General features: G+C 38.4%; 19 protein-coding genes, 1 tRNA gene and 1 pseudogene. 14 read left to right on the top strand and 7 right to left on the bottom strand.

Annotated elements, in window-relative coordinates; genetic code table 11:
- Nucleotides 1-109 precede the first annotated feature (109 nt).
- The 5 genes and pseudogenes from ACFINS_RS04275 (at nucleotide 110) to ACFINS_RS04255 (ending at nucleotide 3,367) form a co-directional block, all read left to right on the top strand.
- Nucleotides 110-186 (top strand) — tRNA-His (locus tag ACFINS_RS04275).
- 317 nt (nucleotides 187-503) lie between these two features.
- Nucleotides 504-1,847, top strand: coding sequence for an MATE family efflux transporter (locus ACFINS_RS04270; protein ID WP_375650673.1), 1,344 nt, complete (start codon nucleotides 504-506; stop codon nucleotides 1,845-1,847).
- Nucleotides 1,848-2,162: 315 nt separating this feature from the next.
- Nucleotides 2,163-2,351 carry an NADPH-dependent FMN reductase gene (locus ACFINS_RS04265; protein WP_375612108.1) on the top strand — a complete coding sequence of 63 codons (189 nt, stop codon included), beginning with the start codon at nucleotides 2,163-2,165 and terminating at the stop codon, nucleotides 2,349-2,351.
- Between the two features lie 40 nt (nucleotides 2,352-2,391).
- Nucleotides 2,392-2,544 (top strand): hypothetical protein, encoded by a 153-nt coding sequence (locus tag ACFINS_RS04260; RefSeq protein WP_375650676.1) that lies wholly within the window; start codon nucleotides 2,392-2,394, stop codon nucleotides 2,542-2,544.
- A gap of 457 nt (nucleotides 2,545-3,001) precedes the next feature.
- Nucleotides 3,002-3,367, top strand: a pseudogene (locus ACFINS_RS04255) (hypothetical protein).
- Between the two features lie 285 nt (nucleotides 3,368-3,652).
- Here ACFINS_RS04255 and ACFINS_RS04250 read toward each other — a convergent pair.
- From ACFINS_RS04250 to ACFINS_RS04240, 3 genes are all read right to left on the bottom strand, one after another.
- Entirely contained in the window at nucleotides 3,653-4,264 is a 612-nt protein-coding gene (locus ACFINS_RS04250; protein ID WP_375650680.1) for a hypothetical protein, read from the bottom strand.
- A 95-nt stretch (nucleotides 4,265-4,359) separates the two neighbouring features.
- A complete protein-coding gene (locus tag ACFINS_RS04245) occupies nucleotides 4,360-5,580 on the bottom strand; it encodes an MFS transporter (protein WP_375612067.1) in 1,221 nt (406 codons plus the stop codon).
- Nucleotides 5,581-5,590: 10 nt separating this feature from the next.
- Nucleotides 5,591-7,012 carry a coproporphyrinogen-III oxidase family protein gene (locus ACFINS_RS04240; RefSeq protein ID WP_375650683.1) on the bottom strand — a complete coding sequence of 474 codons (1,422 nt, stop codon included), beginning with the start codon at nucleotides 7,010-7,012 and terminating at the stop codon, nucleotides 5,591-5,593.
- Between the two features lie 1,594 nt (nucleotides 7,013-8,606).
- Between ACFINS_RS04240 and ACFINS_RS04235 the strand changes: the two genes are divergently transcribed.
- The 5 genes from ACFINS_RS04235 (at nucleotide 8,607) to edd (ending at nucleotide 15,564) form a co-directional block, all read left to right on the top strand.
- Nucleotides 8,607-10,034 carry a glutamine synthetase family protein gene (locus ACFINS_RS04235; protein WP_375612069.1) on the top strand — a complete coding sequence of 476 codons (1,428 nt, stop codon included), beginning with the start codon at nucleotides 8,607-8,609 and terminating at the stop codon, nucleotides 10,032-10,034.
- Between the two features lie 11 nt (nucleotides 10,035-10,045).
- Nucleotides 10,046-11,329: an NAD(P)/FAD-dependent oxidoreductase gene (locus ACFINS_RS04230; RefSeq protein ID WP_375612109.1), complete on the top strand. Its 1,284-nt coding sequence runs from the start codon at nucleotides 10,046-10,048 to the stop codon at nucleotides 11,327-11,329.
- Nucleotides 11,330-11,449: 120 nt separating this feature from the next.
- Entirely contained in the window at nucleotides 11,450-12,922 is a 1,473-nt protein-coding gene (gene zwf / locus ACFINS_RS04225) for a glucose-6-phosphate dehydrogenase (protein WP_375705919.1), read from the top strand.
- Between the two features lie 10 nt (nucleotides 12,923-12,932).
- Nucleotides 12,933-13,685: a 6-phosphogluconolactonase gene (gene pgl, locus ACFINS_RS04220; RefSeq protein WP_375705918.1), complete on the top strand. Its 753-nt coding sequence runs from the start codon at nucleotides 12,933-12,935 to the stop codon at nucleotides 13,683-13,685.
- 55 nt (nucleotides 13,686-13,740) lie between these two features.
- Nucleotides 13,741-15,564: a phosphogluconate dehydratase gene (edd, locus tag ACFINS_RS04215; RefSeq protein WP_375638021.1), complete on the top strand. Its 1,824-nt coding sequence runs from the start codon at nucleotides 13,741-13,743 to the stop codon at nucleotides 15,562-15,564.
- Nucleotides 15,565-15,630: 66 nt separating this feature from the next.
- On the opposite strand, the gene folD is transcribed toward edd, so the two are convergent.
- Nucleotides 15,631-16,530, bottom strand: a complete 900-nt coding sequence (gene folD, locus ACFINS_RS04210) for a bifunctional methylenetetrahydrofolate dehydrogenase/methenyltetrahydrofolate cyclohydrolase FolD (RefSeq protein WP_375629801.1) — start codon at nucleotides 16,528-16,530, stop codon at nucleotides 15,631-15,633.
- 315 nt (nucleotides 16,531-16,845) lie between these two features.
- Between folD and ACFINS_RS04205 the strand changes: the two genes are divergently transcribed.
- Entirely contained in the window at nucleotides 16,846-18,726 is a 1,881-nt protein-coding gene (locus tag ACFINS_RS04205; RefSeq protein ID WP_375705917.1) for an AsmA family protein, read from the top strand.
- 315 nt (nucleotides 18,727-19,041) lie between these two features.
- Here the strand turns inward: ACFINS_RS04205 and ACFINS_RS04200 are convergent, their stop codons facing one another.
- Entirely contained in the window at nucleotides 19,042-19,185 is a 144-nt protein-coding gene (locus tag ACFINS_RS04200) for a hypothetical protein (protein ID WP_273790383.1), read from the bottom strand.
- Nucleotides 19,186-19,420: 235 nt separating this feature from the next.
- Between ACFINS_RS04200 and ACFINS_RS04195 the strand changes: the two genes are divergently transcribed.
- The gene (locus ACFINS_RS04195) at nucleotides 19,421-20,164 is read left to right on the top strand and encodes a 16S rRNA (uracil(1498)-N(3))-methyltransferase (protein ID WP_375629795.1); all 744 of its coding nucleotides are present in this window, start codon (nucleotides 19,421-19,423) and stop codon (nucleotides 20,162-20,164) included.
- A gap of 68 nt (nucleotides 20,165-20,232) precedes the next feature.
- Nucleotides 20,233-21,606: a glutamate--cysteine ligase gene (locus ACFINS_RS04190; RefSeq protein WP_375681149.1), complete on the top strand. Its 1,374-nt coding sequence runs from the start codon at nucleotides 20,233-20,235 to the stop codon at nucleotides 21,604-21,606.
- A 1,124-nt stretch (nucleotides 21,607-22,730) separates the two neighbouring features.
- On the opposite strand, the gene ACFINS_RS04185 is transcribed toward ACFINS_RS04190, so the two are convergent.
- Nucleotides 22,731-23,168 carry a type ISP restriction/modification enzyme gene (locus ACFINS_RS04185; RefSeq protein WP_375612077.1) on the bottom strand — a complete coding sequence of 146 codons (438 nt, stop codon included), beginning with the start codon at nucleotides 23,166-23,168 and terminating at the stop codon, nucleotides 22,731-22,733.
- Between the two features lie 815 nt (nucleotides 23,169-23,983).
- On the opposite strand from ACFINS_RS04185, the gene ACFINS_RS04180 reads away from it, so the two are divergent.
- A complete protein-coding gene (locus ACFINS_RS04180; protein WP_375638025.1) occupies nucleotides 23,984-25,339 on the top strand; it encodes an L-cystine transporter in 1,356 nt (451 codons plus the stop codon).
- A 7-nt stretch (nucleotides 25,340-25,346) separates the two neighbouring features.
- Here the strand turns inward: ACFINS_RS04180 and ACFINS_RS04175 are convergent, their stop codons facing one another.
- On the bottom strand, nucleotides 25,347-26,225 hold the full coding sequence (locus ACFINS_RS04175; protein ID WP_375705916.1) for a methyltransferase: 879 nt from the start codon (nucleotides 26,223-26,225) through the stop codon (nucleotides 25,347-25,349).
- Between the last annotated feature and the right edge of the window lie 14 nt (nucleotides 26,226-26,239).

The following is a 26,239-nucleotide window of genomic DNA, read 5'->3' as shown; positions in this document are numbered from 1 at the left end:
CGAGATTTTTTTAAAGGGGCTTGCAAACTTTGTTGATCTTCCTTATGTCACATAAGCAAAGAATAAATGTTTACGAAATCGTGAACAGTTATGATACATTTGATTTTATGCGGTTGTAGCTCAGTTGGTTAGAGCGCTGGTTTGTGGCACCAGAGGTCGTAGGTTCAAATCCCACCAACCGTACCAAAAAATTTTATTGAAAATACTGAAAATGGATATACAAGACGAACAAACGGCTCGCTGAGGATCTTTTATCAATGACTGTAGTTGCTTGGGGGCATAATATTGTACAAAAAAAACGCATGGCATAAAGTCCAAAAAACCAATAAAGGGGCATTGCGCTTCTTTTTTAAGAACTGGGCATCTCCTCTTACCTTAATGCGTTCTCATTATGCATCCTTTACACAAGACTTGTGATGGAAAGACTTTACGGAAAAAATCAATGTGTTTTGTTTAAAAGATCCGAGCTTAATATGCCCTTCAATATGGAAGGGTATTTCACAATGTTTGTTGTGATGAAGCAATTGCTCTCTCTTGGCATGCCACTGGCTGTTGGGTTTATCTCTCAGATGATGATTTCCTTCACAGATGCAGCGCTTGTAGCGCATTTAGGCGTGCAAGTCTTGAGTGGTACAATGTTAGCTCTGAGTATATTTAGTTTTGTTATGTTGTTTGGGCTAGGTATTATTACCGCGGTTGCACCAAAACTTGCGGAAAGTTTTCGTAGACAAGATAGATATGCATTGAAGGCATGGTTTGATCAAGGAATATGGCTTTCCCTTGTGATTGGAATGATGAGTGCGATCATTTTACTCAACACGAGAAATATTTTGTGTTTTCTCGGCCAAGATGGGACAATTGCCAATATAGCGCAGGAATATAATAGTGGTGCTGCTATAGGGGTGGTGTTTTTTTATCTTTATGTGAATAGCCGGGGATTACTGTCAGCAATTGGTAATCCAAAGCCGTTAACCTGGGTTATGCTTGCGGCTATCCTTGTGAATTTTCTTATCTCTTGGCCGCTTATTTTTGGTATAGGTTCTGTAAGCGGATTAGGTGTCTTTGGTGCAGGAATTGCGAGCAGTTTGATCCGTATTTTAATTGTTATTGCAGCAGCAATAATTTTGTCCCGCAATTCTGCTTTTCATTCTTTTCGCTTTAATTATTTGAGACCAAAGTTAGAGATTTCACGAATAATAAAATTGCTGCGAGTAGGGCTACCCATTGGTATACGTATTCTTATTGCGGAGGGCTTTCCTTCGTTCATTGCATTCATGATTACGGCTTATGGGGTCGAATCTTTGGCCGCGCATACGATAGGGATGCGTCTCGATATGCTTATTTCTGTGGTGGCTTTGGGGATTTCCAGCGCAGCCGCGACAATAGCAGCGTGGTATAGAGCAGATAGGAATAATATGGCTCTAAAACAGCTGCGTATGAGTGTCACTGTTTTTGCTGTAGCTTATGTCTTGTTTTTATCAGGGATTGTTTATCTCTCTTATGGATTCATCCTTACAACCATCTTTAATATTTCTTCAGAACGCGTTGTTGTTTTCTCTTGGAAGTTGCTTCCGTTCATTTTATTGTCTTTTGCTTTTGGCACTTTAGGTGCTATGCTCAATGGCATACTTGTGGGCTTGCTTGATACGTTTTGGTCAACAATTGTTGTAGCAATAAGTTATTGGGGGTTAGGCCTATTTGGGGGAGCACTAATGGCGCATTTTTTTGAATATGACTTTATTGGCTATTGGCTTGGCATGATTGGTGCAAGCTTAATCGTTTCTCTCTTTAATTATATGCGCGTGGGTTATTTAATAAAATGCAATCCTATATTTGGGGCAGAGTGAGTGTTATAAAAGCGCTTGTAAAGCACTAGCTGTGAAGGCTTAGCTACTCATCGTCCATAGAGGCTGTTTTACTTCTATGGAGATAACAATATAGGTTACAAAACTTGCTTAATATTGAAAAGAAGTGTCTTTGATTGTAGCCTCAATATTATTTGTTGAGTTTTTAAAATAATATGGGTTTATTAAAATCATTCGGCTACAATTTAAGAGTAAGTTCGGTAGATTGGAAGAGTTTAATACCTTAAAAAATGACGAGAAAAAACGTGCTTATATTCATACGCCGTTGAGGAGGCATTTAAAAAAGTTGTTGTTTTTATAAGTCATTACCATTGTGATGCTAAAACGCATGCATTTGTCAAAACAATCGCAGACGCTAACGATGTTATTCTTGCAAGCCCTGTTTATCACGGGTCTTATTCAGGGGGATTGAAGAATGCTCTTGATAATTTAGAGTATAATGCTTTTGGGATAAAGTTTTTGGTCATCTCTCTCATGACAATATAACCCAAAATGCGCACTGCCCTGTGTATATTTGGTACCAGTTGTGCATACGCTTTATAGACAAGCTCTACAATATCAAGTTGCTTCGGCTAAAGATGATTTTGTGTCTGAGAATGCAGGCCGTACATGGAGACTGAACAGCGAAGATGTACGGGCTCGCTGCGCACATCTTGTTGATGAAATGTATAAATTTTAAAATAATAAGGGTGGAGGATATGATCAAAAATGATAAGAAATACCGTTAGTTAGTCGTTGGTGGTACAGGAATATTGGCGCCCTTTTGCCGGTCATGAGGGCTGAACAACGTGATTATCGCAGCGCGTTTTCGTTCTCATCAATCCAGAATTGAGCTATTTCAGACAAGGGCTAAATGTATATTTTGGAGATTATTATAAGCCATAGACACAATTTTTAAAAGGGGTACCACTATGGACGGGCTTGAAATATTGCATATTATGGAGGGCATTCGCCTGCACATGCATTTTCGTGTAGGTTGAGATTGAGCGGTTGGCCTTCTTACCGAAGCCTCTGCGTATTGTTCATGTTTTTGGTTCTAATGCAGAGGATAAAATAATCTCTGGATGTGCGCATCATAATAAGATTGATTCTACATCTGTAAAATTAGGTCGGAAAAGGCGATCATAGGGCCGACGGTGGTCAATGAGAAAAGTATTTATGATCATGAGATTTGTGAGAGCCGTATTGAGAAAGAGTTTGCGCAAAATCTCGATAATGACTCTGATATAAGATTGTTTTTTAAACTGCCAAGAAGTTTTAAAATAGCCACTCCCATTAGTTCTTATACGCTTGATTGGGTGGTTTTTTTAGAGTGAGATGGCGCGCAAAAGCTTTATTTTGTACTGGAAACAAAAGGAACGAATAGCGAGTTTGATTTGCGCCTTAAAGAAATGCTGAAGATTAAATGCGGCAAGGCGCATTTTACCGCTCTTGAAACTGGTGTGGTGTTTAACGAGGCACCGGTGATGAGTTGGCGCGATTCTAAGCGGGGATGGTGGTAGAGAGAGTGGTGGCTGTGGTAAGAGTGGGCGGCACGAATGACGCTGTCTTTAGTTGCGTACCGCCCCAAGCTAATTTTGTGCTTTGCGAAATTCGCTAAGGCTTTTGGACGTACCGCGTTTACCGCGTAATAAAATCTTATGAATATCATGCAGAAGGCACGCAGAAATGGGTGATTGCGTGTCTAGCTTCCCAATGCCGTAATTAGGTACAGCTACATAATGAGATAGCTCTTCAATATCATCAGTTACACTGATACTTTTTCTTTATTTTCAAACAATAATAGGTCAGATGGTAACGATTATGTCCTTTCTATCTAAGAAAAGAGTAGCACCGCTTGCGTATATGTACGAGTAAAAGTCAATCAACATTGGTCTGAGGTAAAAACCGTCAATTATTTCTAATACACCTAAGGATTTCATAGCTTGCTCTAACGGTTTATATAAAGCCGCCCTTTTAAAAGGTGGATTGGGTGGAAAATTTATTGGAATATAGGCTTTATGAATCTCTCGAACTAAGCTTTCTACTATGCAGGCCCTAAGGCGTGATTGCATATATGGTCGCATCTGTTGCTGCGTTGTGTAGGCAGAGATCCTAAATGAGGAAAGGAGTGCTGCTCTTTTAATTACAAAGGAAGAATACGGCGCGTAAGTGCAGCAAAATGTATTTTGAGGAGCAGAGGGGTGAGGCATTTGATGTCCAGCGGGTAACGGATTAACTGGAGTATAAGTGGGTATTGCTAGGGCGGAGTTTTTGGTTAAGAATTGCACTTCGTACGCTATAAGCTCTCTACATCCTTCATATAGGCGTTGGATCATCGCCCAATCAACGTAAAGGGGCTGTTTTGTCTTTAGCGTTTGTTTGGCTGCTTCTATAGTGCCGCTGGCTCTATCAGCCATTATGGTGATAATTTTCTCGTCCAAAGAACAGATCAATCGATTGCGTAATAGGGTATGTGTGCCTTTTTGACCGTGTCTTTTTTTTAAAGCAGCTGTTACCTCGTGGAAGGATTGGGTGTGTCTATATGATCAGCCTGCCAAAGAAAAGGAAGCGTTATTGCGATAGCCACCAATAGTAGTCCAGCGATAAAGGTGGCAGCAAACTGCAATGATATAAAAGAACCAAGGACGCCGACCAAAAAGCTTCCGACCGGCGTTCCAGCATAGCCTATCACTCGAAAAGCAGAATTAGCTCGCCCGAGAAGTTGCTTTGGTGTGAGGCGCTGCCTGAAGGCGGTAACACCAATAAACCATAAGCTTGCTCCAACGCCAGCAATAAAGATGACGCCCCATACGACGACAGCACTTTTTGAAAAGGCTGGAATCAAAAGCAAGACAACAGTTCCTAAACCGTCAGTGAGAACAGCTAGGCGCACCGGTGCATAGCGTATACGCGACGCAAATAGGGCACCTGCCATTGTTCCAAGCGCGTAGGCTGCAAACATCACGCCATATTGGCTGCTATGTAGGCCCAGATACCGACTGTCGGTAACGAAGAAGATGAACGAGGTTAGGAATGCTCCAAATACCACCGATAGAAAGAATGTGAGTAATGTAAGGGAGGTAAGATGCCGATTTGAAAAAATGAAACGAAATCCGGCAATGATATAACGGAAAGTGATGTTTTCTTTATCAGGTGTTGGCGATATCGGAACAGCACGGCGAGCGGTAAAAATCAATGTGATAAAAAGCACGATTAACAGGCCGAGAAATAGCAGTGTGCTATGCGCTAAAATGCTGCTTGTTATGACAGGGGCAAGAAAATAGGAGACTCCGAAATCTAAGAACAAGACAATTGAGTAGAAGGTCATCAATCGCTCTCCCTCCATGATAAGTGGTGGAATCGTCATTATATAAGCTTCGGCAGAAACGACGATGAATCCAGCAATGGTTGCATAGAAGAAAATTTGTTCGGCTGGAGTAATCTGTATCATGAGCAGTATGAACAGGACAATATGCAGTAGCATGAAGATGAAGAGAGCTGAGGTGGCAAGTTTTATTTTGTCGCAGCGATCAAGTAAAACGCCTGCAAGGATGCCGAAAATTGGCCACGCTAATGAGAAGAGACCTTGCGCCCAACTTACTCCGACTACGCCATATCCAGATTGTCTTGCTAATAGCGGGATGGCAGTGCGCAAAGCACCGCTGAGTAAGGCGAGCAGACTAACGGTTAGGCAAAAATAGCGTATGTTCTTGTTGGAAAAAAGCCTGAACATTCTGTTCTCCTTAAGATGCCACACAGGTTTCCACTGTTCCATCAAGTACGGCGGTTGTATTCAGCATGTTTGAGACATAGCCGTCCAAAATATTCCTATCCGCCTGAGGTAGAAGAAAATACATAAGGTTGGAATACCATTGCCAACCACGCTGAGTCAGCTGGAGATTGTTATCACTTTCTGCGATGAGACCTGCATCTATGAGCTGTTGTAGGTTATTGTATACGAAAGAGGGAAGTGCGGTCCAGTCAATTCTTTCTTTTTCGGCATGGCCGTTATAAGGTAGCCGCATACAAAAAGCTTTGGAGGCTTGTTGCTCCGCTGATACCCAATTGTAGTATACTTTGGATTTTCCTTTAAGTTGTATGTCGGTAATGTATCCGCTTCGACTGGGATTGGCTCGTGTGACGAGTGAGCCGAGAATCGACAGTGCTGACGCCCCGAAGCCAACCACATAATCGTCATGATAACCATGCAAATATTTGTGATAGCGGAAATAATTAGCTGAACTCGTTTTAGCGAGCGTTAGAGGAGTGTTATTGGCAATTTTGATATAGGAATGCCCATTACACGGCGCATAGCCGCAGCTGCGCATAACGATGTCGCTAAATAATCGAAGCATCTGTCGATGCTGTAGGCTGGACGGTTTAAGCCCTTTTTGTGCGTAAGACTTATGCAGTTGCGACGTGATAGCCAGATTGTTGATTGCATAGAGGTTGATGGTTTCAGGGTGAAGCTCGCTGGTTTGCTTCAAATCGTATAATAGTTCTTCGGTTTGCTGGCTGTGCATGCCATATAGTAGGTCGAAACCGACATGTCCAATTATCTCTTGTGACCAAGCCACGGTATTGTTGATTTGTTCACGTGTTGAGGTGAGGTTAAACAATGATCGGAAACGCTCAATGAAACTCTGTATACCGAAGCTGATCCGGTTAACGCCGATCTCACGGGCAGCATAAAGTTTATCACGTGTGACGCTCTTCGATTCGCTTTCCAGTGTAAACTCGGCTAAGGAAGAGAGCTCAAATTCGGCATGCAATACTTTTCCGATGTGGCGGATATTATCTGCGGACAAGAGCGACGGTGTGCCGCCCCCTATATAGATGCTGCGGATGGGCCCTCTAAGCGAGCGAATGAAATTTCCTTTGGTTCTGATCTCTGTGGTAAGCGCTGACATATAAGATTCGATTTGCTTAACGTGCTTGTAGGCCCCTTTCTGAAAGGGACAGAAGGAACAGATGGTTTCGCAAAAGGGAATATGCAAATAAAGAGAAATGGTACGCGCTTGTGGAATCTGCTTACTTTGCGCTAGTTTATTAAAGTCTAGGTAATCGTAAAATTCATTTGAAATAGTGCGAAATAACGGATATGTGAAGTTGTAAATCGGCTTGAGTTGATCGAACTTCACAAAAGGATGATCCACGAGTTGCATAGTTTACTCCCCCAATTTCTTAACTCGCACTATATTATTGACGGGCGACTGGTGACCCAATCATCCGAGTGTATTACCAAAGATTTTCACGGAACATAATGAATCCTCCTTTTGTAGAAGTTATATGTATTATACATATAACTCATTATATGAACAGATGAGCTTGTTTAAGAGGCAATGTAAAGATAAAAATATAAAAGAACTTTCTCTTGCAGCCTTATGGTCTGATATTGTAATTGGTATCCTGTTTTACGTGGTCGGGCTATGAATGCCTAGGGCGAGAAAAAGCAGGGTATTTTAATGGACGTGCGGGGCATCTTTGTTATGTTGCTGGGATTTGGAATTTGCGTCTGGTTATGAAATATCATTAGCGCAAAAAGATGGTTTTAAAGGTAGATATATATTTTTTAATATCCCTGTAAAACTTCGAGAAGAGATAGAATTATCCTATTAGAAAACATATAAATGTCCAGTGTGATAATATTATCGAATTACATGACATCATCACTCGTGCACGCCATTTTGACATATTACCTAAAATCTCATTGAGATTGTGCCATGTACTGGAAAACGGGGATAGATCGTGTTTTGGTATGACTGCGGCGAAGTTACGTGCCGCATTATCTTTGCTAGAATCTAATAGGATTAGGCTTAATGGGGTGCATTTGCATGGGGGGCGTGTGCTCGGTCTGCACAGTATCACGAGATCATAAGTCAAAGTATGTGAAAGCAACTGATACAAAAAAGATTTTACGATGGTGGAAGATCGACGATGAAGGACGTTAGTTCAAAGAAAATTGATATTATTGTGTTTTCATATCCTGATTTTTGGGCTTTTGAGATATAAATAACACACCTCTTAGTGGGCTGGAGATTATCAAATGTTGAATCACGCATGGCGCAATTAGCAAAAAATCCTATCTATTGGATTTGGTATGCTCTACTGGATTCTCAGCTCTAAATATTGTGTGCGAAGTGCAATGTCAAGCGGTGGGAATTGATATAAGTGCAGAGTCGTACCATCCGCTCAGAACAAGGTTGATAGCTCTGTTATGCAGGCGATGGTTAAGTTTTATGTCGGAAATGTTGAGCGTATGACTTATCCTGAAAATACATTTACGCATATTATGGCGGGGTGAGTATTTGTAAGCACAGCTGTAAAGGCTACTCACCATCCTAGGGTGTTTACTTCTATGTGGATAACAATAGAGTTACAAAACTTGCTTCATATTAAAAGAAAAGTTTCTTTTCTTTTAATTAAGCATTGCTACAACCAAAAGGAAATTAAATATCTCGCCTTTATTATTCTCGCCAATGTTTGCTTATATATGATTATTTGAATCGGAATTAGGTTACGTACAATATGGTATTTCTCGCTGTTTTATATAAGGAGAAGGTTCGCACCGATGTATCGCGTGCAATATCAATTTTTTCACTATGGTGATAGGATAGCTTTTTGAGCGCAAAGTTCTTTTACCTTGATGGATCTTATAGTATTCTTCAAAAATATCAGTTGATAATTTTTTTTCGTGTCGTTTATGCATGGGCTGATACAATAAGAATAGGACTTGATTGTTTTTAAAGTTGGTATGTTATGGCTGTAAAAAATGGTGAACAAACGAAAAGTAAGAATTTTAAACCTGTCTCTCGTTTTCTCAAAAGTTTACGTGGTGTGTGCAATTGGGAACAAGTTTCACAATGGCTTGCTTCCCGTAAGGTAGAGGATATTGAATGTATTACGCCTGATCAAGCAGGGGTACCACGGGGCAAGATGATGCTTTCTAAAAAATTTACATCGGAAACATCATTGGCATTGCCTTCAGCAGTTTTTATGGCAACAATTTCAGGGGATTATCCGGAAGATGGTCATGGTTTTGAATATCCTAAAGCAGATGGTGATTTACGCCTTGAGCCTGATCTTTCTACGTTAAGCATTGTTCCATGGGAAGATGCTCCTACGGCACAGGTGATTTGTGATCTTGTGTATCAAAATGGTCAGGTTGTGGATTACACACCACGCAATGTTTTACGAACAGTGGTTCATTTTTACACAAAAATGGGTTTAAGCCCTGTTGTTGCACCAGAAATTGAGTTTTATTTGGTACAAAAAAATCCCGATCCTGATTATCCGTTAGTTCCACCAGTTGGTCGTTCTGGGCGTTCAATTGGTGGTGGACAGGGGTATTCCATTGCTGGTGTTAATGAATTTGATGATTTGATTGATGATATTTATCAATTTTCAGAGGCACAAGGATTGGAAATTGATACCCTCATTCATGAAGAAGGAGCAGGTCAGTTTGAAATTAATTTACGTCATGGTGATCCTATTGAGTTAGCGGATCAAGTTTTTATGTTTAAACGAACAATTCGTGAAGCAGCACTAAAACATAATATGTATGCGACATTTATGGCAAAACCCATTCAGGGGCAGCCAGGTTCTGCGATGCATATTCACCAATCGGTCGTTGATAAGAAAACGGGTATGAACATTTTTACACAGGAAAATGGTGAAGAAAGTATCTGTTTTCGCCATTTTATTGGTGGATTGCAAAAACATATGCCAGGGGTTCTTGTGATGCTTGCGCCTTACGTGAATTCTTATCGACGTCTTGTACCTGATAATTCGGCTCCTGTTAATTTGCGGTGGGGATATGATAATCGTACTACAGCTTTTCGTGTTCCTCGTTCTGCTCCTCAAGCGCGGCGTGTCGAGAATAGGCTTCCTTCATCAGATGCGAATCCTTATTTAGCTCTTGCAGCTTCTTTAGCGTGTGGTCTCATTGGTTTACAGCAAAAAATTGAGCCAGATGAGCCAACGACAAATAATGTGAATGCTGATAATATTGAGTTACCGCGTGGACTCATTGAGGCAGTTAATTTGTTTGAACAAGATACAGCAATACATGCTATTTTAGGGGATGTGTTTGTCAGTACTTATGCTGCAATCAAACGACAAGAGTTTGAAACTTTTATGGAAGTAATTAGTCCGTGGGAGCGTGAATATCTCCTGCTGAATGTTTAAATTTTATGACGATGATTGATGATAATTCAATTTCTCCAGGAATTTCTTGGTATGAAGATACTTTAAAAGAGCGCCCCTCTTATCCTTCTTTTTGTGAAAACAGACAGTGTGATGTTGCCATTATTGGAGGCGGATTTACGGGTCTTTCGGCTGCTTATCATTTAGCCAAGGCTGGAGTAGATGTTGTTTTATTTGAAGCATCACGTTTTGGTGATGGTGCTTCAGGGCGCAATGGTGGACAGCTGGGAACAGGGCAACGGCAATGGGTAGAAACATTAGAAAAAAAGTATGGTTTTGAGCGGAGTAAGGCTCTGTTTGATTTGGCAGAAGAAGCTAAAAGAGATATTTTAGCTTTATGCGCAATGCCTAATTGTCCGTGTGATTTGATAGGAGGACAGCTTTCTGTAACTCATAAAAGGCGTGAGCTTCTCTCTTATCAACGGCATATTGAGGCGATGCAGCGTTATGGCTATCACGCGCTTACTTTTATGGATAAGGCTGAAACATTTGAGCGACTTGGATCAACTTTTTATTGTGGTGGTATTTATGATGCGGATACCGGTCATATAAATCCCTTAAAATTGATTATTGGGTTGGCAAAAAGAGCACAAGATGCTGGTGCTAAGCTTTATGAGAAGTCACAAGTAACGACCATAAGGCGCAAGGGAGCACATTGGAAAGTAATAACAGAAAAAGGCAGTGTAACAGCAGAGCATGTTTTACTTGCAACAAATGGGTATAAACTTGGTCTGGAGCGTTTTATTGAGAAAAATATTGTTTCTATTCGCTCTTATATTGGAGCAACGGACCCATTACCAAAGCATAGTTCAATTCTTATAGGGGGGGAATCGGTTGATGATTCCCGTTTTATGGTTCGCTATTTTCGCAAAAGCATTGATAATCGTCTCTTATTTGGTGGTGTAGAAAGTTATGATAATAAGCATCCTCTAAATTTAGATGAACGTATAAAACGGCAAATTGTTGAAATTTATCCTCAATTACATTCTATCAATTTAAGCCATCGGTGGGGAGCAACGGTTGCCATCACAGTTGAACGCATGCCCTATGTTCGCCAACTTTTCTCAAGGATGACTTATTGTGGTGGTTATTCAGGGCATGGCGTTATGCTGGCTCCTTTCGTGGGAAAATTATACGCAGAATGGTTAACTGGAAAATATGAACGTTTTTCCTATTTCCAAGACTTAAAGATTTCATCTTTTCCGGGGGGACGCGTTTTGCGTTATCCGCTTATATTTTTAGCAATGCGTTGGTTTTCTTTATTGGATCGCCTTTAATGTAAACATTGCTTGAAATGAAGAAAATTAATGGCTTATTTAGTATCTGTCTGCTTTAATGATGAAAGCTTTTATAAGTGATATGGGATTTCATAATCGAATAGAAAAATAAACAAGTTCATGGTGCGTAAAATTATTCCAGTTTCTTCCTTTGATTGTATTGTTTTTGGTGGCAATGGTGATCTGGCGTTGCGCAAGCTTTTGCCGGCTTTGTATCATTGTCAGTGTGCTGGGCAATTCAGTGAGCCAACACGTATTATTGGGGTTTCGCGCACTTCCTTAAGTTGTGAAGAATATCAAAATTTTGTCCGCATTTCTTTAGAAAAACATATCCATCCAAAAGATCTCAATTCAACAGAACTCAATCGTTTTCTTGCACGTTTAACTTACATTTCTGTTGATGTTACCTCAAATCGAGGGTGGGAGGATTTAGCCCTCCTTCTGTCACAAGATTCAGCGGATATTCGAGCTTTTTATTTGGCTGTTGGTTCGTCACTTTTTGCTGATATTGCGATGAAGTTGGAAAAAAATGATTTGGTGACACCACAAACACGGATTATCATTGAAAAACCAATTGGTTGCGATGTAAAAACAGCTATTTCACTTAATGATGTATTTGCAAGCGCCTTTAATGAAGAGCAGATCTTTCGTATTGATCATTATCTTGGGAAGGAAACTGTTCAAAATTTAATGGCATTGCGGTTTGTTAATACACTTTATGAACCGCTATGGAACTCCAATTATATTGATCATGTTCAAATAACCGTTGCTGAATCTTTAGGGTTAGAAGGGCGTACAGAATATTATGAAAGCACTGGTGCTTTACGCGATATGGTTCAAAACCATATGCTACAATTACTTTGTTTGGTTGCGATGGAAATACCATTTACCAACAGTGCTAATGCTGTGCGCGATGAAAAACTTAAAGTTTTACATTCTTTAACACCGCTTGATGTCCATAATGTAGGGCAGCATACTGTACGTGGGCAGTATCTTTCTGGTCTATCAAATGGTATATCGGTAGAGTCTTATTTTGATGATCTGGGAAGAGTGAGTAAGAGTGAAACATTTGTAGCACTTAAGGTTAAGATTGATAACTGGCGTTGGGCTAATACGCCTTTTTATTTACGAACAGGTAAGCGCATGTTCACGCGAATGTCTGAAATTGTTGTGGTTTTTAAACCTATTCCTCATAATATTTTTAATGTGGATTTAGATGAAATTTTTTCTAATCGGCTTGTAATTCGTCTCCAACCTGATGAAGGTGTAAAACAATGGTTGATGATTAAGGATCCAAGTTATGGCGGTATGCGGTTTTGTCACATTCCATTAGACATGAGTTTTGCTTCTGCATTTTCTGAACGTAATCCTGATGCTTATGAACGTTTATTAATGGATGTTATTCGTGGAGATCAAACACTGTTTATGCGTCGTGATGAAGTTGAGGCTGCTTGGCGTTGGATTGATCCAATCATTGAGGGATGGGAAGCAATACAACAGCCTGTTCACAGTTATAACGCTGGTTCATGGGGGCCGTCTGCTTCGATGAGCCTCATGGAACGTGATGGGCGTATATGGAACAATTTAGTTTAGAGCAATAAGTATGTATAGAATGAATATTGATCGTTTAGACTTTGAAACCCCTCAGACTTTAGCTTTGGCATTAGCAGATCGAGTAGCCGCAGAGCTTAGTGTATCTGTTCTTGAGCGCAAGAGAGCAGTTTTAGCGGTGTCTGGTGGTAAAACACCAGAATTGTTTTTTCATTATTTGTCAAAAGCGGATATTGATTGGCAAAAGATTATTATCACGTTGGTCGATGAACGTTTTGTCCCTGCACACGATGAACGTTCAAATGAACATATGGTACGGTGTCATTTGTTACAAAATTTTGCCGCAAAAGCACGTTTTGTAGGGCTTTATCATAAAGCAATTACTGCTGAACTTGCTGCTTTTTCAGCGGCGAGTCGTGTTAATACTTTGCCTAAACCCTTTGATGTTGTTGTTTTAGGAATGGGGGAGGATGGACATACGGCTTCTTTTTTTCCTGATTCTGATCGTTTAAAGCAAGCGCTTGATTTACGAACACAAGCACTTGTTTTACCCCTTCATGCTAAGAGTGCTGTTGAGCCAAGACTCTCACTAACTTTGCCAGTTATTATGCAATCTCGTTGTATTATTCTCCATTTCGAAGGTTTTCAGAAACGCGATTGTTTTGAAGAAGCTTGTCAAGACGGGTCTGAAATAGAAATGCCTATTCGGGCAATTCTGCGTAATTCCCCTCATCTCGTTCAGGTTTATTGGTCGCCTGCAGAAAATGAAATAAGTGAATCAAAATATGTGACACAAAGTGAATAAAACGTAATCTCTCTCAATGAATGAGGGGAAGAAACAATGAAAGGGGGAGAGAAATATGGCACTTTCCAAGACAATTGCCACAGTTACACGAAGAATTTATGAACGTTCTCGATCAACACGAGAAATTTACTTAGATCGTATTGCGAAAGCACAAGTTCATCGCCCCAAACGGAGTTTTTTAGGATGTGCCAATCAGGCTCATGGCTTTGCTGCTTGTGGTGCAATAGATAAAGAGCGTTTGAAGGGAAATATCGTTGGGAATATTGGTATTATCACGGCATATAACGATATACTTTCAGCACATCAACCTTTTGAAAAATTTCCTCACTTAATTAAAGAGTCGGCCCGTATGGTTGGTGGTGTTGCACAGGTTGCAGGTGGTGTTCCCGCGATGTGCGATGGTGTTACGCAGGGAAATGCGGGGATGGAGCTTTCCCTTTTTTCGCGTGAAGTAATTGCAATGGCAACAGCTATAAGCTTATCACACGATGTCTTTGATGCAGCATTGTATCTTGGGGTGTGTGATAAAATTGTGCCAGGTTTATTGATTGGTGCCCTAACATTTGGTCATTTACCAGGAATTTTTATAGCTGCTGGTCCTATGACAAGTGGTCAAGGTAATGATGAAAAAGCAAAGATACGTCAACTTTACGCGGAAAATAAAATAGATCGCCAAACACTTCTAGCATCGGAAGCACGTTCTTATCATGGGCCAGGAACATGTACATTTTATGGAACAGCTAACTCTAATCAGGTGATACTGGAGATGATGGGGCTTCATATGCCTGGAGCTTCTTTTATTAATGCGAATACACCGTTGCGTGATGCTTTAACAAAAGAAGCTACGAAACGTGTACTTGAAATGACAGATCTTGGTGATCATTATAGTCCACTTGGTATGATCATTGATGAGCGTTCTTTTGTGAATGCCATTGTAGGATTAAATGCAACAGGAGGTTCTACCAATCATGCGATTCATTTGATTGCTATGGCTGCTGTTTGCGGTATTAAATTGACATGGCATGATATTGCAGAAATTTCATCCGTTGTGCCTCTTTTAGCGCGCATTTATCCTAACGGTTTAGCAGATATTAATCATTTTTACGCTGCGGGGGGAATGGGATTTATTATTCGCGAGCTTATCGAGGCAGGCTTGGTCCATGAAGATGTTTCTACGGTTTTTGGTAAAGATCTCAATGCTTATGCAATTGAAGCAAAGCTTTCTGCTGATGGTCATGTGGTGCGTGAAGCGGCTCTTAAGGAGAGTGGTGATCATAAGGTGTTAGCGGGGTGGAGAAAGCCATTTCAGCTTGATGGTGGTCTTCGTGTTTTATCAGGAGATTTGGGAACAGCTATTATAAAAGTTTCCTCTGTTAAACCAGAGTATTGGCAGATTAAAGCACCAGTCTTTGTTTTTAATGATCAAGAGGAACTACAAAAATCTTTTAAATCTGGAGTGTTGCATAATAAAGACTTTATCGCTGTCATTCGCTATCAAGGACCAAAAGCCAATGGTATGCCAGAGCTTCATAAATTAACAACCATTTTAGGCGTTTTACAAGATCGCGGTCAAAAGGTAGCATTGATAACCGATGGGCGTATGTCAGGAGCGTCAGGAAAAATTCCTGCTGCTCTCCATGTGACACCAGAAGCAGTGGATAATGGCCCCATTGCACGTTTGCAGGATGGTGATATTGTTTTTCTTGATGCTCATGAGGGTAAATTAACTCTTTTGGAGGATTTAGCAAAATTTAACGCGCGAAAAATCATACCTCCGGATCTTTCAAAAAACGAACATGGTGTTGGACGCGAACTTTTTCATGTTTTTCGTCAATCCGTTAATCGTGCAGATCAAGGGGCATCTGTTTTTATGACATGAAAAATGCAAAAATAAATAAGCTGAATCATATACAATGAAACCATATACAAGGAATTGTTACAATTTTTAGAATTTTGGTATCGGCAGATTGTGTGATCGCGCGGCGGCTTTGAGTGTATTAACCATAAGCATGGCAATTGTCATTGGTCCAACGCCTCCTGGAACAGGGGTGATCGCAGCAGCTTTTTCTTTTACGTTTTCAAAATCGACATCACCAACAAGACGTGTTTTCCCTATACCTTTTTCTGGTGCAGCAACGCGGTTAATACCGACATCAATAACAATTGCACCATCTTTTATCCAGTCTTTTTTAATCATTTGTGGGCGGCCTACAGCTGCTACTAGAATATCAGCGCTTCGACACACATCATCAAGGTCACGGGTACGACTATGGGCAATTGTCACAGTAGCATTGGCTGCTGTTAAAAGGGCAGCCATAGGTTTTCCAACAATATTAGAGCGTCCAACAACGACAGCATCAAGTCCAGATAAATCTCGTCCACAGTGTTGTTCAATCATCATCATGGCACCAGCTGGAGTGCAGGGAATAATTGCATCTTCAAGTGCATTTGCCGCGAGTTTTCCTACATTAATATAATGAAAACCATCAACATCTTTTTGGAAAGCAACGGCTTGTGTTATGCGATTTGTATTCATATGAGCAGGGAGAGGCAGCTGTACCAAAATACCATGAATTTTGGGATCAGAATTTAATGTTGCAATAAGTTGAAGGAGTTCTTTTTCTTGCGTTTCTTTGGAAACGACATGTTTGATTGAAAGAAACCCACATTCTTCGGCTTTTTTATTTTTTGAGGTGACATATACTTGACTTGCAGGATCATCTCCAACGATAATAACAGCGATACTAGGTTGTATATTATAGTGATGGCGGAGCTTTGCTGTTTCGGCCTTAACTTTCACAATAATCTCTTCAGCAAGTTTTTTTCCGTCGATAATATTATTCATTCAGAGATCCTTTCGGTAAGGCTGTTTGTTTTTTTTGTAAAGCATTTTCTAATAATACGATAGAGTTTTATAGCAATATTCATATGAGAACAGTAAGAATGGTTTTATAATGTTGTGGATTTATAGTTTTGAAGACTTTTAAATAATTGCTTTATAAAGAAGCAGCAACATTGCTGTTTGAATAAATTTTGGATAAAGAACAAAAATAATGAAGATACAAAGTGGATATAGTGAATTATAGGATTATAAAAACTTTTTATGATCATTTAAGTTTGTTTTTAATCTGTTATAGGGGGATAAGTATAGAGGGATAATGTGCGCATCAGAATAATAAAATTTTTGAGCGGAGTTTTTATTACAATTATCTTTTTATTTGGAGTGGGGATTCTCGTTTTACCTTATCTTATTTCTACAGATGCGATTCGTATTCGTTTAGCGCAGGATTTAAGTGCGTGGACGGGTTACAATGTGCAATTGCGTGATCCACCGCGGTTACATCTTTTTCCTTATCCTAAAGCATTTCTTTCTGGCGTTACTTTAACATCAAAAATGGATGATGTTGCGCCATTAATGGAAGCTGAATCAATAGAAGTTGATCTTTCTGTCGTCGATCTTCTTTGGGGACATATTTCTTTTTCAGAGACGCGGATTATGCGTCCTCAATTTGTTATGGAAAAGCCTGTTAAAACAATAGCAGATTTTTTTGATCGGTTTTCTCGCTCACAAGGTGCATTAGGGGTGGCAATACGTAATACGCGTGAAATATTAAAACATAATCCTGAGCATCCAGAGATAGAGCACCTTTTAAAACAACCTTTTGGACGGATTGTCATTAAAAATGGTGTTCTTGTGTATCACGATAGTTTTTCAGGAGTAGCAGAAAAAATAACAGGATTAAATGCAACTTTAGATTGGCCGGAATCAACTCAGGAAGTACGGTTACGTGCAGATGCGCGTTGGCGCGGAGAGTTTACAAAATTATCACTTGATGCTTCTCAAGCATTACTGCTTCTTGCTGGAGGCAAAAGTCATATTAGGGCAAGTCTCAATTCTGTACGTGGGGGAATAACTTTTACAGGAAAGGCTCGATTATCTGAATATTATATTTTTGACGGAAAAGTGTCAATGCGTTCTCCTGGATGGAATCAGACATTGTCTTGGGTTGGTGGAAATCAGTTTTGGGGACATAAATTAAAAATACCCATTGTATGGGAATCTCATTTTTTAGCGCAGCCAATGCATATCCAAATGAACAATGTTACATTTACGATGGGGAAAGCCAATGCGCGAGGAGCTTTAAAACTCGATTTTCAAGATTATGTACCAAATGTCATGGGCTCTTTAGCCTTTGATAATCTAGACCTTAGCCTCTTGGGTTCAATGTTTTTTTCAGGTAAAAAGAAAAATGCCTGCTTTGACATGAGAACTTTTGATTGTATTGGCGTGGATATACGACTTTCTGCGCCACAAGCTAAAATAGGAAATATTTCACTCACAAATTTAGCTGCTGCAATACAAATAAGAGATGGTCATGGTATTTTTGATCTTGGACATGCGAATATTTTTGGTGGATCTGTGCAAAGTAATATTGAAGTTACCTCAGCTGGACAGAAAGTGCGTATTGGAGGAAATATTTCAGGTGCTTCTATTGATATGCAGGAGACTTTAGAAATCTTGGGATTTATTCCATTTATACAAAGCAAAACGAATTTTACTGCAACGGTACGAACACTTGCTGATTCTTGGCCAGAAATTTTTACGAAAATGCAGGGTGAGTTAACACTGAAGATGTCTTCTGGTCGGCTATTAGGGTATGATCCGAATGAATTACAAACAAGACTTTCAAATAAACAACAATTTCTTTTAATGAATAATGATACTTTTTCAACAACATTTGATCACTGGGATATTCAGATAAGCTTTTCAGAAGGTATGATGAAGGTAACAGAGTCATTAATGCGTACAGCAGACTTGAGCTTATCCATTCAAGGAATCATTGCAACTGCTATTGCGCAAGGGAAGGAAAATGAACTGATATTACAGGCACAACTACGCAAAAACTATAGATCAGAAACTTTATGTAAAGATGTCCAATGTCTTGCTAATAGCCTTGCATGGCCTTTTACATTTTCTCTAAGCTCTAAAGGACAAAATCATGGCGATTTTTGGGTTACAAAAGATATTAACGCAGATTGAGTATCGTTTTTCATCTGTATAATATTCTATCCTATAATGGTAATTCGTCTTTTTGCAACTTAAAATTGTCTTTTAAATTTAAATCAGAGCTCCCATTATCGGAAGATTCTCTCATTTTAAATCCGTTCGTCGTGAAGCAGTAAAAACCATCCTCACCGTCATAATAAGTGAGGTTGGTATAGATAAATGACTGAAGAGAGGAATAAAAAACCTTCTTATGGAATCTTTCAAATACAAGAGATTCATAATATCAGTGCTAATCTTATAAAAATTGCTAAAAAACATTAAAATTTTAAGGAGGATGTTGGCCAGTGCTTATTGAATCGCAGAAGAAATACCATAGCCATCTTTGGTAATTGTATGCTTCCCGTCGGCTCCAACAGAACCAATTCCCACTGTAATCAAAATAAAGGCTAAGAGGGTTGTAATCGTAATAATTGTAGCTTTTTTAGCAGACATATTTTTCCTCCACGGATGCATCAATGACTGAATGCAAAGATGAATGGTGCATTATTTAAACTTTTATGAAAGCAGAATCACTTAAGGATCTATAAGTTCCTATTATTATCTCATAAAGCTAAAAAAACTCTATAATTCTTTAATATATTATAGTTCTATAGATATAATTTTTTCTTTTTGCTATATATTTTTCTTCATTTTCTCGATGACGATAGTGAGCATTGGCAAAATTTTTATGCGCATAAATTATAAACTTAAAAGATTATTTATCCGGCAGACATTGGCTTTGAATGAAGAAATAAAGATAGAGGGGGCACAAGCTTCTTATCTTATGCATGTTTTGCGTATGAAAGAAGGAGCAGAAATTTTACTTTTTAATGGACAGGATGGTGAGTGGCTTGCTAAACTTATCACTGTTAAGAAAAAATTTGTTGTGGTTCAGCTTATCCATCAAGAAAGATTACAAACGACGCATTCCAATCTTATTTATTGCTTTGCTCCACTCAAAAATGCGCGGTTGGATTATATGGTGCAGAAAGCTGTTGAAATGGGGGTATCGATTTTGCAGCCTGTTATAACGCATCATACGCAGGTTACGCGTATCAATATGGCGCGTATGGAAGCCAATGTTATTGAAGCTTCTGAACAGTGTGGAATTTTATCTCTTCCTAAATGCGTATCGGCTCTATCATTAGCAGAACTTTTAGCACAGTGGGATGAGACACAGCCTTTATTCTTTTGTGATGAAGAGCATAAATTGCATAATCCATTACCTTCTTTTAAAAAGCGTGACGTTACAACACCTGGTATTCTTATTGGACCGGAAGGTGGCTTTAGTGAAGAAGAGCGGAGCTTTTTAAAAAAACATCCTTTTGTGGTTCCAATATCACTAGGTCCGCGTATTTTACGCGCTGATACTGCCGCTGTTGCTGCTTTGGCTCTTCTTAATGCTACCGTGGGGGATTGGGCAATGGATTGAGAAATCTGTAAAATCATTCTAAACAATTTATTTAAGATGATGATACCAATTATAGGATACGGTAAGTTATGGCGCTTGATATAACTGATGAAAGTGAAATTTATAACTTAGATTCTTTGGTTAGCTATTTCCAAGGGGGGTATAAAGCAGAAGATGATTGGCGCATTGGTACAGAACATGAAAAATTTCCGTTTTATAGAGATGGTTTTCACCCTGTTCCTTATGAAGGAGAGAGGGGAATCCGAGCGCTTTTAGAGAGGATGCAAAGCGCCTTAGGATGGAAACCTATTTTAGATGAAGAGAATATTATTGGGCTCGTAGGATCAGTTGATCAGGGAGCCATTTCTTTGGAACCTGGGGGACAATTTGAATTATCTGGTGCACCATTAAAATCAGTAAGCCATACATATTACGAGTTGATGGAGCATTTAACTCTTCTCAAAAAAATTGCAGAACCATTAGGTATAGGTTTTCTAGGTCTTGGAGCTAGTCCAAAGTGGACTTTAGCTGAAACGCCGCGAATGCCTAAATCACGTTATCAGATTATGACTGATTATATGCCTAAAGTGGGGTATAATGGTCTTAATATGATGTATCGCACATCAACAGTTCAGGTTAATCTTGATTTTTCATCTGAAAGTGATATGCGGCGAAAAATGCAAGTATCCATGAAGTTACAGTCCATTGCAACGGCATTATTTGCAAGTTCGCCCTTTACAGAAGGGCGCCCAAATGGCTTTTTATCGTGGCGTTCTGAAATTTGGCGTAATACGGATAATCAGAGGACAGGCGTTCTGCCCTTTGTATTTTCTGAGCGTTTTGGTTTTGCTGATTATGTTGAATGGGCCCTTGATGTTCCAATGTATTTTGTTGTGCGTGATGGTCGTTATTATGATTGTACACACATAACGTTTCGTCAGTTTATGAATGGAGCATTAAAAGGACAAGTTGCAAATTCAATTCCAAACATGGGAGATTGGATTAATCACTTATCAACGTTATTTCCTGAAGTCCGCTTAAAAAGATTTTTAGAAATGAGGGGAGCTGATTGTGGTTCTTGGAAGCGCATTTGTGCGTTGTCGGCTTTTTGGGTTGGGCTTCTTTATGATAGGGAAGCACTTAATGAGGCAGAGGCTTTGACAAAAGATTGGTGTTTTGAAGAAGTTTTAGAGTTGCGCCAACGCGTTCCTAAAGAAGGGTTAAGAACTCCTTTTCGTCAAACTATTCTTTTAGAGTTAGCACGTCAAGCTCTCGCTATTGCTCGCAAAGGCTTAAAAAATCGCAAACAGTATGATACGAATGGTTTTGATGAAACAAATTTTCTTAATCCTCTAGAAGAGGTTGTTGCAATGGGACAAACAGATGCTGAAAAATTTTTGTCCCATTACTATTCTATTTGGAATAAGTCTGTAGAACCTTTATTTTTAGAATGTGCCTATTAAATTTGAAGCAAAGATACTTCCTACTTTTTTAAAAATACATATCACCGTGGTGGTTCATTCACTCATTTGCTCTAGAGAGCATATCCTATCTTTCTTTTAACATTTCTCATAACGGAAAGGATACAATACAAAAATTTCTTGGGGAGTGTGATTTTTATACCCAATAATATCACGATATTTCCGTAATCATAATGTTGTCCCTTTGTACAAAAGATAGTTCATAAGAGATAAAGCTTATTATCAAACATTTTTTATTCACTTGGCTAAGCCTACTTATGAATAGGTCTGAAAATTATATTTTTTACTTTTAAAAGGGATAAAAAATATAATTTGCGGTTAATAGTCAATTATTATAATTCAATATACGATGCTTATATGAAAGAGTATTTTATTATACAAAAATTACGATATCAATCTTTCAGTGCGCTAAAAAGACAGTAGAAAAAATACCGATAGATCTATGTATGTATAACTCAATTTTATTTTTATAAAAAAAATAAATATATTATGTAAATAGATAGAAATAAAGATTATTATATATAATGAATGTGTTAATTACATCATTAAATATTGATAAATAAAAAATATTATCTTCATAGAGTTATATGAAATTATAAGCTATTCATAGATAAGAAATAACTATTTGTATGCAAAGGGGTATTATATTAAAATACTATTATTCTTGATAAAGAGGCACGAGATAAAGAGATTGAGCTTGTAACGAATGAGTGTTTGAATACGCACAAAAATTCAAAAAAGCACAACATTTCTATAGCAGAATAATCTTTATCAGTATGAGCGCAACTTATTATAGGCAATTAATCATCCCCATACATTGTAAATCTACTGTAAGACTGCTTTTAATGCTTTAAACTATACTATTCATAAAATTTATAATATTTGTAGACTTAAAGCCTCTCATTTTAATCATATATCCTCAGTCTTTTCCATTGTTTTCATTATCTAGAAATTTGTAATCGTCTTTGTTATGCTCTCACTAGGATAAGCAGCTTTAAAATGTGCTCGTCCTTCATCCGTAATGGTATCACGCCTCTGTAAACCAGATGTTTTTCTTTCCTTTATTGAATTTGCAAACAAATGGGATTGTTTTTCATCATGAACAGTTACAGAGATTCAACGTTTTTATAAAGATACCGTGGAAAGCATTGACCTGTATCTATTGCATCTAGATTAGGCAAATTCTTAGCTATCAATACAGAAAAAACGCTTCGTGCTCCTATGCCTGTAATTTGTATCATCCTATTTTCAACTTTTTGTCCTATCAGGACTATACGAGGCATTTGGTAAATTCCATCGTTGAGATTCCGATTATAATAAAACCACTGTTGCGTAAAAGGATGATATGAACTCTGAGTGAGGCATGCCTCTTCAAATTCAAAAACCTTTCCTCTTATTAGTTCTTGCGTAACATTATAACTCCAACTTATCTTTTTTATATCTAAAGTGACAAAATTATCTATAGCACATGCACGTGTTGTTCGATCAGCATATGAATAGGTATCGTTAAAACGTTTTACTGCGCTATTATAAAAAGCAATCATATTATTTATATTTTCTGCTCAAGCTCCGCCCTCCAATGTTACGGCAACTCTTGCATTAAGATGTTTCATAAGAGGTCTTTCTACTTCTTTCTTATACATTTTTACTCATACGCCAGCCCTGCTTGTGACGTGCAAGCAAATGATTTTGATTGATTCAAGATAAACAGGTTTGAAATGAGAGAATCTTACGTTATTCGGGACTCTCATTTAATATGCAAAACAGTAAATTATGATTATAAATCAACATGTTGTATTTCAAAGCCTTTTTATGACTATAAAAAGAGTTTTGAAAAATAAAAAAGCTTTCATTGAGAGCAAAGAAAGAATGTATAAAAAGTATTTTCAATAAAATAATTATATTTGAAGTGCTGATCAAAGCTATTGAGAGTGCAGTCCATAAAATGAGCAGAAGTAGCTTGTTGGTGTATTTTCTAGAAAAATCATGAATGTTCGATTGTTAATTCATCCTTGCTTGGAAAGCTCGCTTCAGTTCAAATAGAAAAAGAGAGAGGTAAGGAGATTTATAGGATAAGATATGCTGGAATTATTCAATATTAAGATGCAATGAATGTTGTTTATATTTTTCTTATTTAACTATTTTATAAGAGCATAAATTTAAAGAATAAGAAAATAATTTTATTTATTTTCTTTAAACAGTTATTAGTAGATAAAAAATTCTCTTTTAATCTATAAATTAAAAAAATAATGATTTTGTAAAAGCCTTGTAAGCTTTATAGGTTAATTTTAAATATCATGCATTGATTTTGAATTATGCAGATTATTTATGTCAACCATAATAATAGTGAGCATAGACAATGACACTTAATTTTTTCGTCAATTTATTTCTATTTGTTATTTTTTTATTGTTGGTTTTTCAAAGTAAGAAAATGCAATGGAGTCTTTCACTACGTGTTATGCTATGGCTTATCCTTGGCTTGATTTTTGGAAGTGTTTTGCAGTTTATTTATGGAGAGGGTGAAAGCACTTTATTGAAATCCGTTGAATGGTTTAACATTGTCGGTGAGGGCTATATTTTATTGTTGCAAATGATTGTTATGCCATTGGTTTTTATCTCTATCGTTTCAGCAGTTGCTCATTTACATTCTGTTTATGCTGTTGGAAAGATGAGTATAATAACAATTTCAATATTGCTTTTTACAACGGCTCTTTCAGCATTGGTTGGTGTGCTTGTGGTTAATTTTTTTGGATTAACAACCGATGGTTTGGTGCATGAAGGGCAAAATGTTTCTGCTCTTCTTGAAGGTCATATTTCTAAACTTGGAGATATGAATATACCAAAGATGATTTTGTCTATGATTCCTAAAAATCCATTTGCTGAGTTGAGTGGAGCTAAACGTACGTCAATTATTAGTGTTGTGATTTTTGCGTCATTTTTAGGTGCATCGGTTCTTCTTTTAAAGAAAGATGAGCCAGAAAAAGGAGAAAAAGCGCTTTTATTTATTCAAGTGGCACAAGCTTGGATTATGCGGTTAGTCCGTATTGTGATTGCTTTGACGCCTTATGGTATTTTTGCACTTATGACGAAAGTAGGAGCAATATCGCGTATTACAGATATTTTAAATTTACTGGTTTTTATCATTGCCTCTTATGTCGGTATTATTTTAATTTTTGGAATTCATGGTGTATTGCTTGGTATTTCTGGGATTAATCCCTTTCGTTTTTTCAAAAAGGTTTTACCAGTTTTAACATTTGCTTTTAGCAGTCGTTCAAGTGCTGCAAGTATTCCTTTGAATATTGAAGCGCAAACACAGTGGATAGGTGTACCACAATCCATTGCGAGTTTTGCAGCTTCTTTTGGGGCAACAATTGGACAAAATGGTTGTGCTGGTCTTTATCCAGCGATGCTTGCGACCATGATTGCACCCTCTATGGGTATTAATCCTCTTGATCCTACTTGGATTGCTACGCTTATTGGTGTTGTAACGTTGAGTTCTATTGGTGTTGCTGGTGTGGGGGGAGGTGCTATTTTCGCTGCATTGATTGTGTTACCAATTATGGGGCTTCCTGTTACTTTGGTTGCTGTACTTATCTCTATTGAACCGCTAATTGATATGGGACGGACTGCTCTAAACGTGAGCGATTCAATGATAGCTGGAACGGTCACCAGTCAAATATTACGGACAACAGATAAAAGTATTTTTAAAAAATAATTTTAGATTATATTTTTGGGGGCTGTAAAACATCTGTAAGAGATATTTGCGCTGAACTAGGTTGTAGCGGTTTTTGTTGATTGGGATGAGGAGCCCAACCAGAGAGCCAGATGAAAGAAAAATGTGCACGAATACGTCCATCAGGATCACTAAATCGTTGTGCATAGATTTCAGCTGCGCGGAGAAAAAAACGTTTGGATACAGGGCGTCGTGAACGATTGATGAGTGCATTTTGCATTCCCATAGCTTTAAGATCGTGCATAAGGTCAAACATTGTATTATAACGTATTGTGATATCTTCAACGTCTGCTACAGGCAGGGCAAAGCCAACACGCTGTAAAAGAGCGCCTGCATCACGAATGTCGGCAAAAGGGTAGATTCTAGGGCTTGCTCCACCATAAATTTCACTTTCAGCTTGCAGCAGGCTTTCCCGCAATTCTCTTAATGTACCAGCTCCTGCCATAACAGCAAGAAATAAGCCATCTGGTTTAAGAGTATTTTTTATCTGGCTTAGAACACCAGGGGTATCATTGGTCAATTGTAATGAAAGAAGTGAAACAATAAGGTCACAGTAACTTTGAGGTAAATCAAGAAATTCTCGATGACGTAAATGAAATTTTTTATCATGGCTTTGATAAAGCGGATCGGTCTCAATGCGTTCTATGGAACAAACTTTTCCAGATTTCATTAAAGCTTGCGCAGCAAGGTCTGTATGGCTGTGTAAATCGAGAGCTAATGTAAAGAGGCGATCAACAGTGCTAAGGCGTTTATAGAGATCTTCTGCCATGTGAGAGAGTAAAAAGTCACATCCTTTTTTTGCTTTTTGAAAGGCACGTTTTCGGAATTTTTCAATGCGGTTATGATCAAAAATTAAAGGATGCGACATATTGTAGAACACTT

Origin of the sequence: Bartonella sp. AA2SXKL (assembly GCF_042197205.1) — a bacterium.
Lineage (GTDB): Bacteria > Pseudomonadota > Alphaproteobacteria > Rhizobiales > Rhizobiaceae > Bartonella.
Note: the sequence above shows the minus strand (reverse complement) of the source record. Positions and strands in the feature narration are given on the sequence as shown.

Bases quoted from the DNA above. Each gene is read 5' to 3' on its own strand.
- ACFINS_RS04270 (WP_375650673.1), top strand. From the start codon at position 504: ATGTTTGTTGTGATGAAGCAATTGCTCTCTCTTGGCATGCCACTGGCT.
- ACFINS_RS04250 (WP_375650680.1), bottom strand. From the start codon at position 4,264: ATGGCTGATAGAGCCAGCGGCACTATAGAAGCAGCCAAACAAACGCTA.
- ACFINS_RS04245 (WP_375612067.1), bottom strand. From the start codon at position 5,580: ATGTTCAGGCTTTTTTCCAACAAGAACATACGCTATTTTTGCCTAACC.
- ACFINS_RS04240 (WP_375650683.1), bottom strand. From the start codon at position 7,012: ATGCAACTCGTGGATCATCCTTTTGTGAAGTTCGATCAACTCAAGCCG.
- ACFINS_RS04235 (WP_375612069.1), top strand. From the start codon at position 8,607: ATGGCTGTAAAAAATGGTGAACAAACGAAAAGTAAGAATTTTAAACCT.
- ACFINS_RS04230 (WP_375612109.1), top strand. From the start codon at position 10,046: ATGATTGATGATAATTCAATTTCTCCAGGAATTTCTTGGTATGAAGAT.
- zwf (WP_375705919.1), top strand. From the start codon at position 11,450: ATGGTGCGTAAAATTATTCCAGTTTCTTCCTTTGATTGTATTGTTTTT.
- pgl (WP_375705918.1), top strand. From the start codon at position 12,933: ATGTATAGAATGAATATTGATCGTTTAGACTTTGAAACCCCTCAGACT.
- edd (WP_375638021.1), top strand. From the start codon at position 13,741: ATGGCACTTTCCAAGACAATTGCCACAGTTACACGAAGAATTTATGAA.
- folD (WP_375629801.1), bottom strand. From the start codon at position 16,530: ATGAATAATATTATCGACGGAAAAAAACTTGCTGAAGAGATTATTGTG.
- ACFINS_RS04200 (WP_273790383.1), bottom strand. From the start codon at position 19,185: ATGTCTGCTAAAAAAGCTACAATTATTACGATTACAACCCTCTTAGCC.
- ACFINS_RS04195 (WP_375629795.1), top strand. From the start codon at position 19,421: ATGCGCATAAATTATAAACTTAAAAGATTATTTATCCGGCAGACATTG.
- ACFINS_RS04190 (WP_375681149.1), top strand. From the start codon at position 20,233: ATGGCGCTTGATATAACTGATGAAAGTGAAATTTATAACTTAGATTCT.
- ACFINS_RS04185 (WP_375612077.1), bottom strand. From the start codon at position 23,168: ATGATTGCTTTTTATAATAGCGCAGTAAAACGTTTTAACGATACCTAT.
- ACFINS_RS04180 (WP_375638025.1), top strand. From the start codon at position 23,984: ATGACACTTAATTTTTTCGTCAATTTATTTCTATTTGTTATTTTTTTA.
- ACFINS_RS04175 (WP_375705916.1), bottom strand. From the start codon at position 26,225: ATGTCGCATCCTTTAATTTTTGATCATAACCGCATTGAAAAATTCCGA.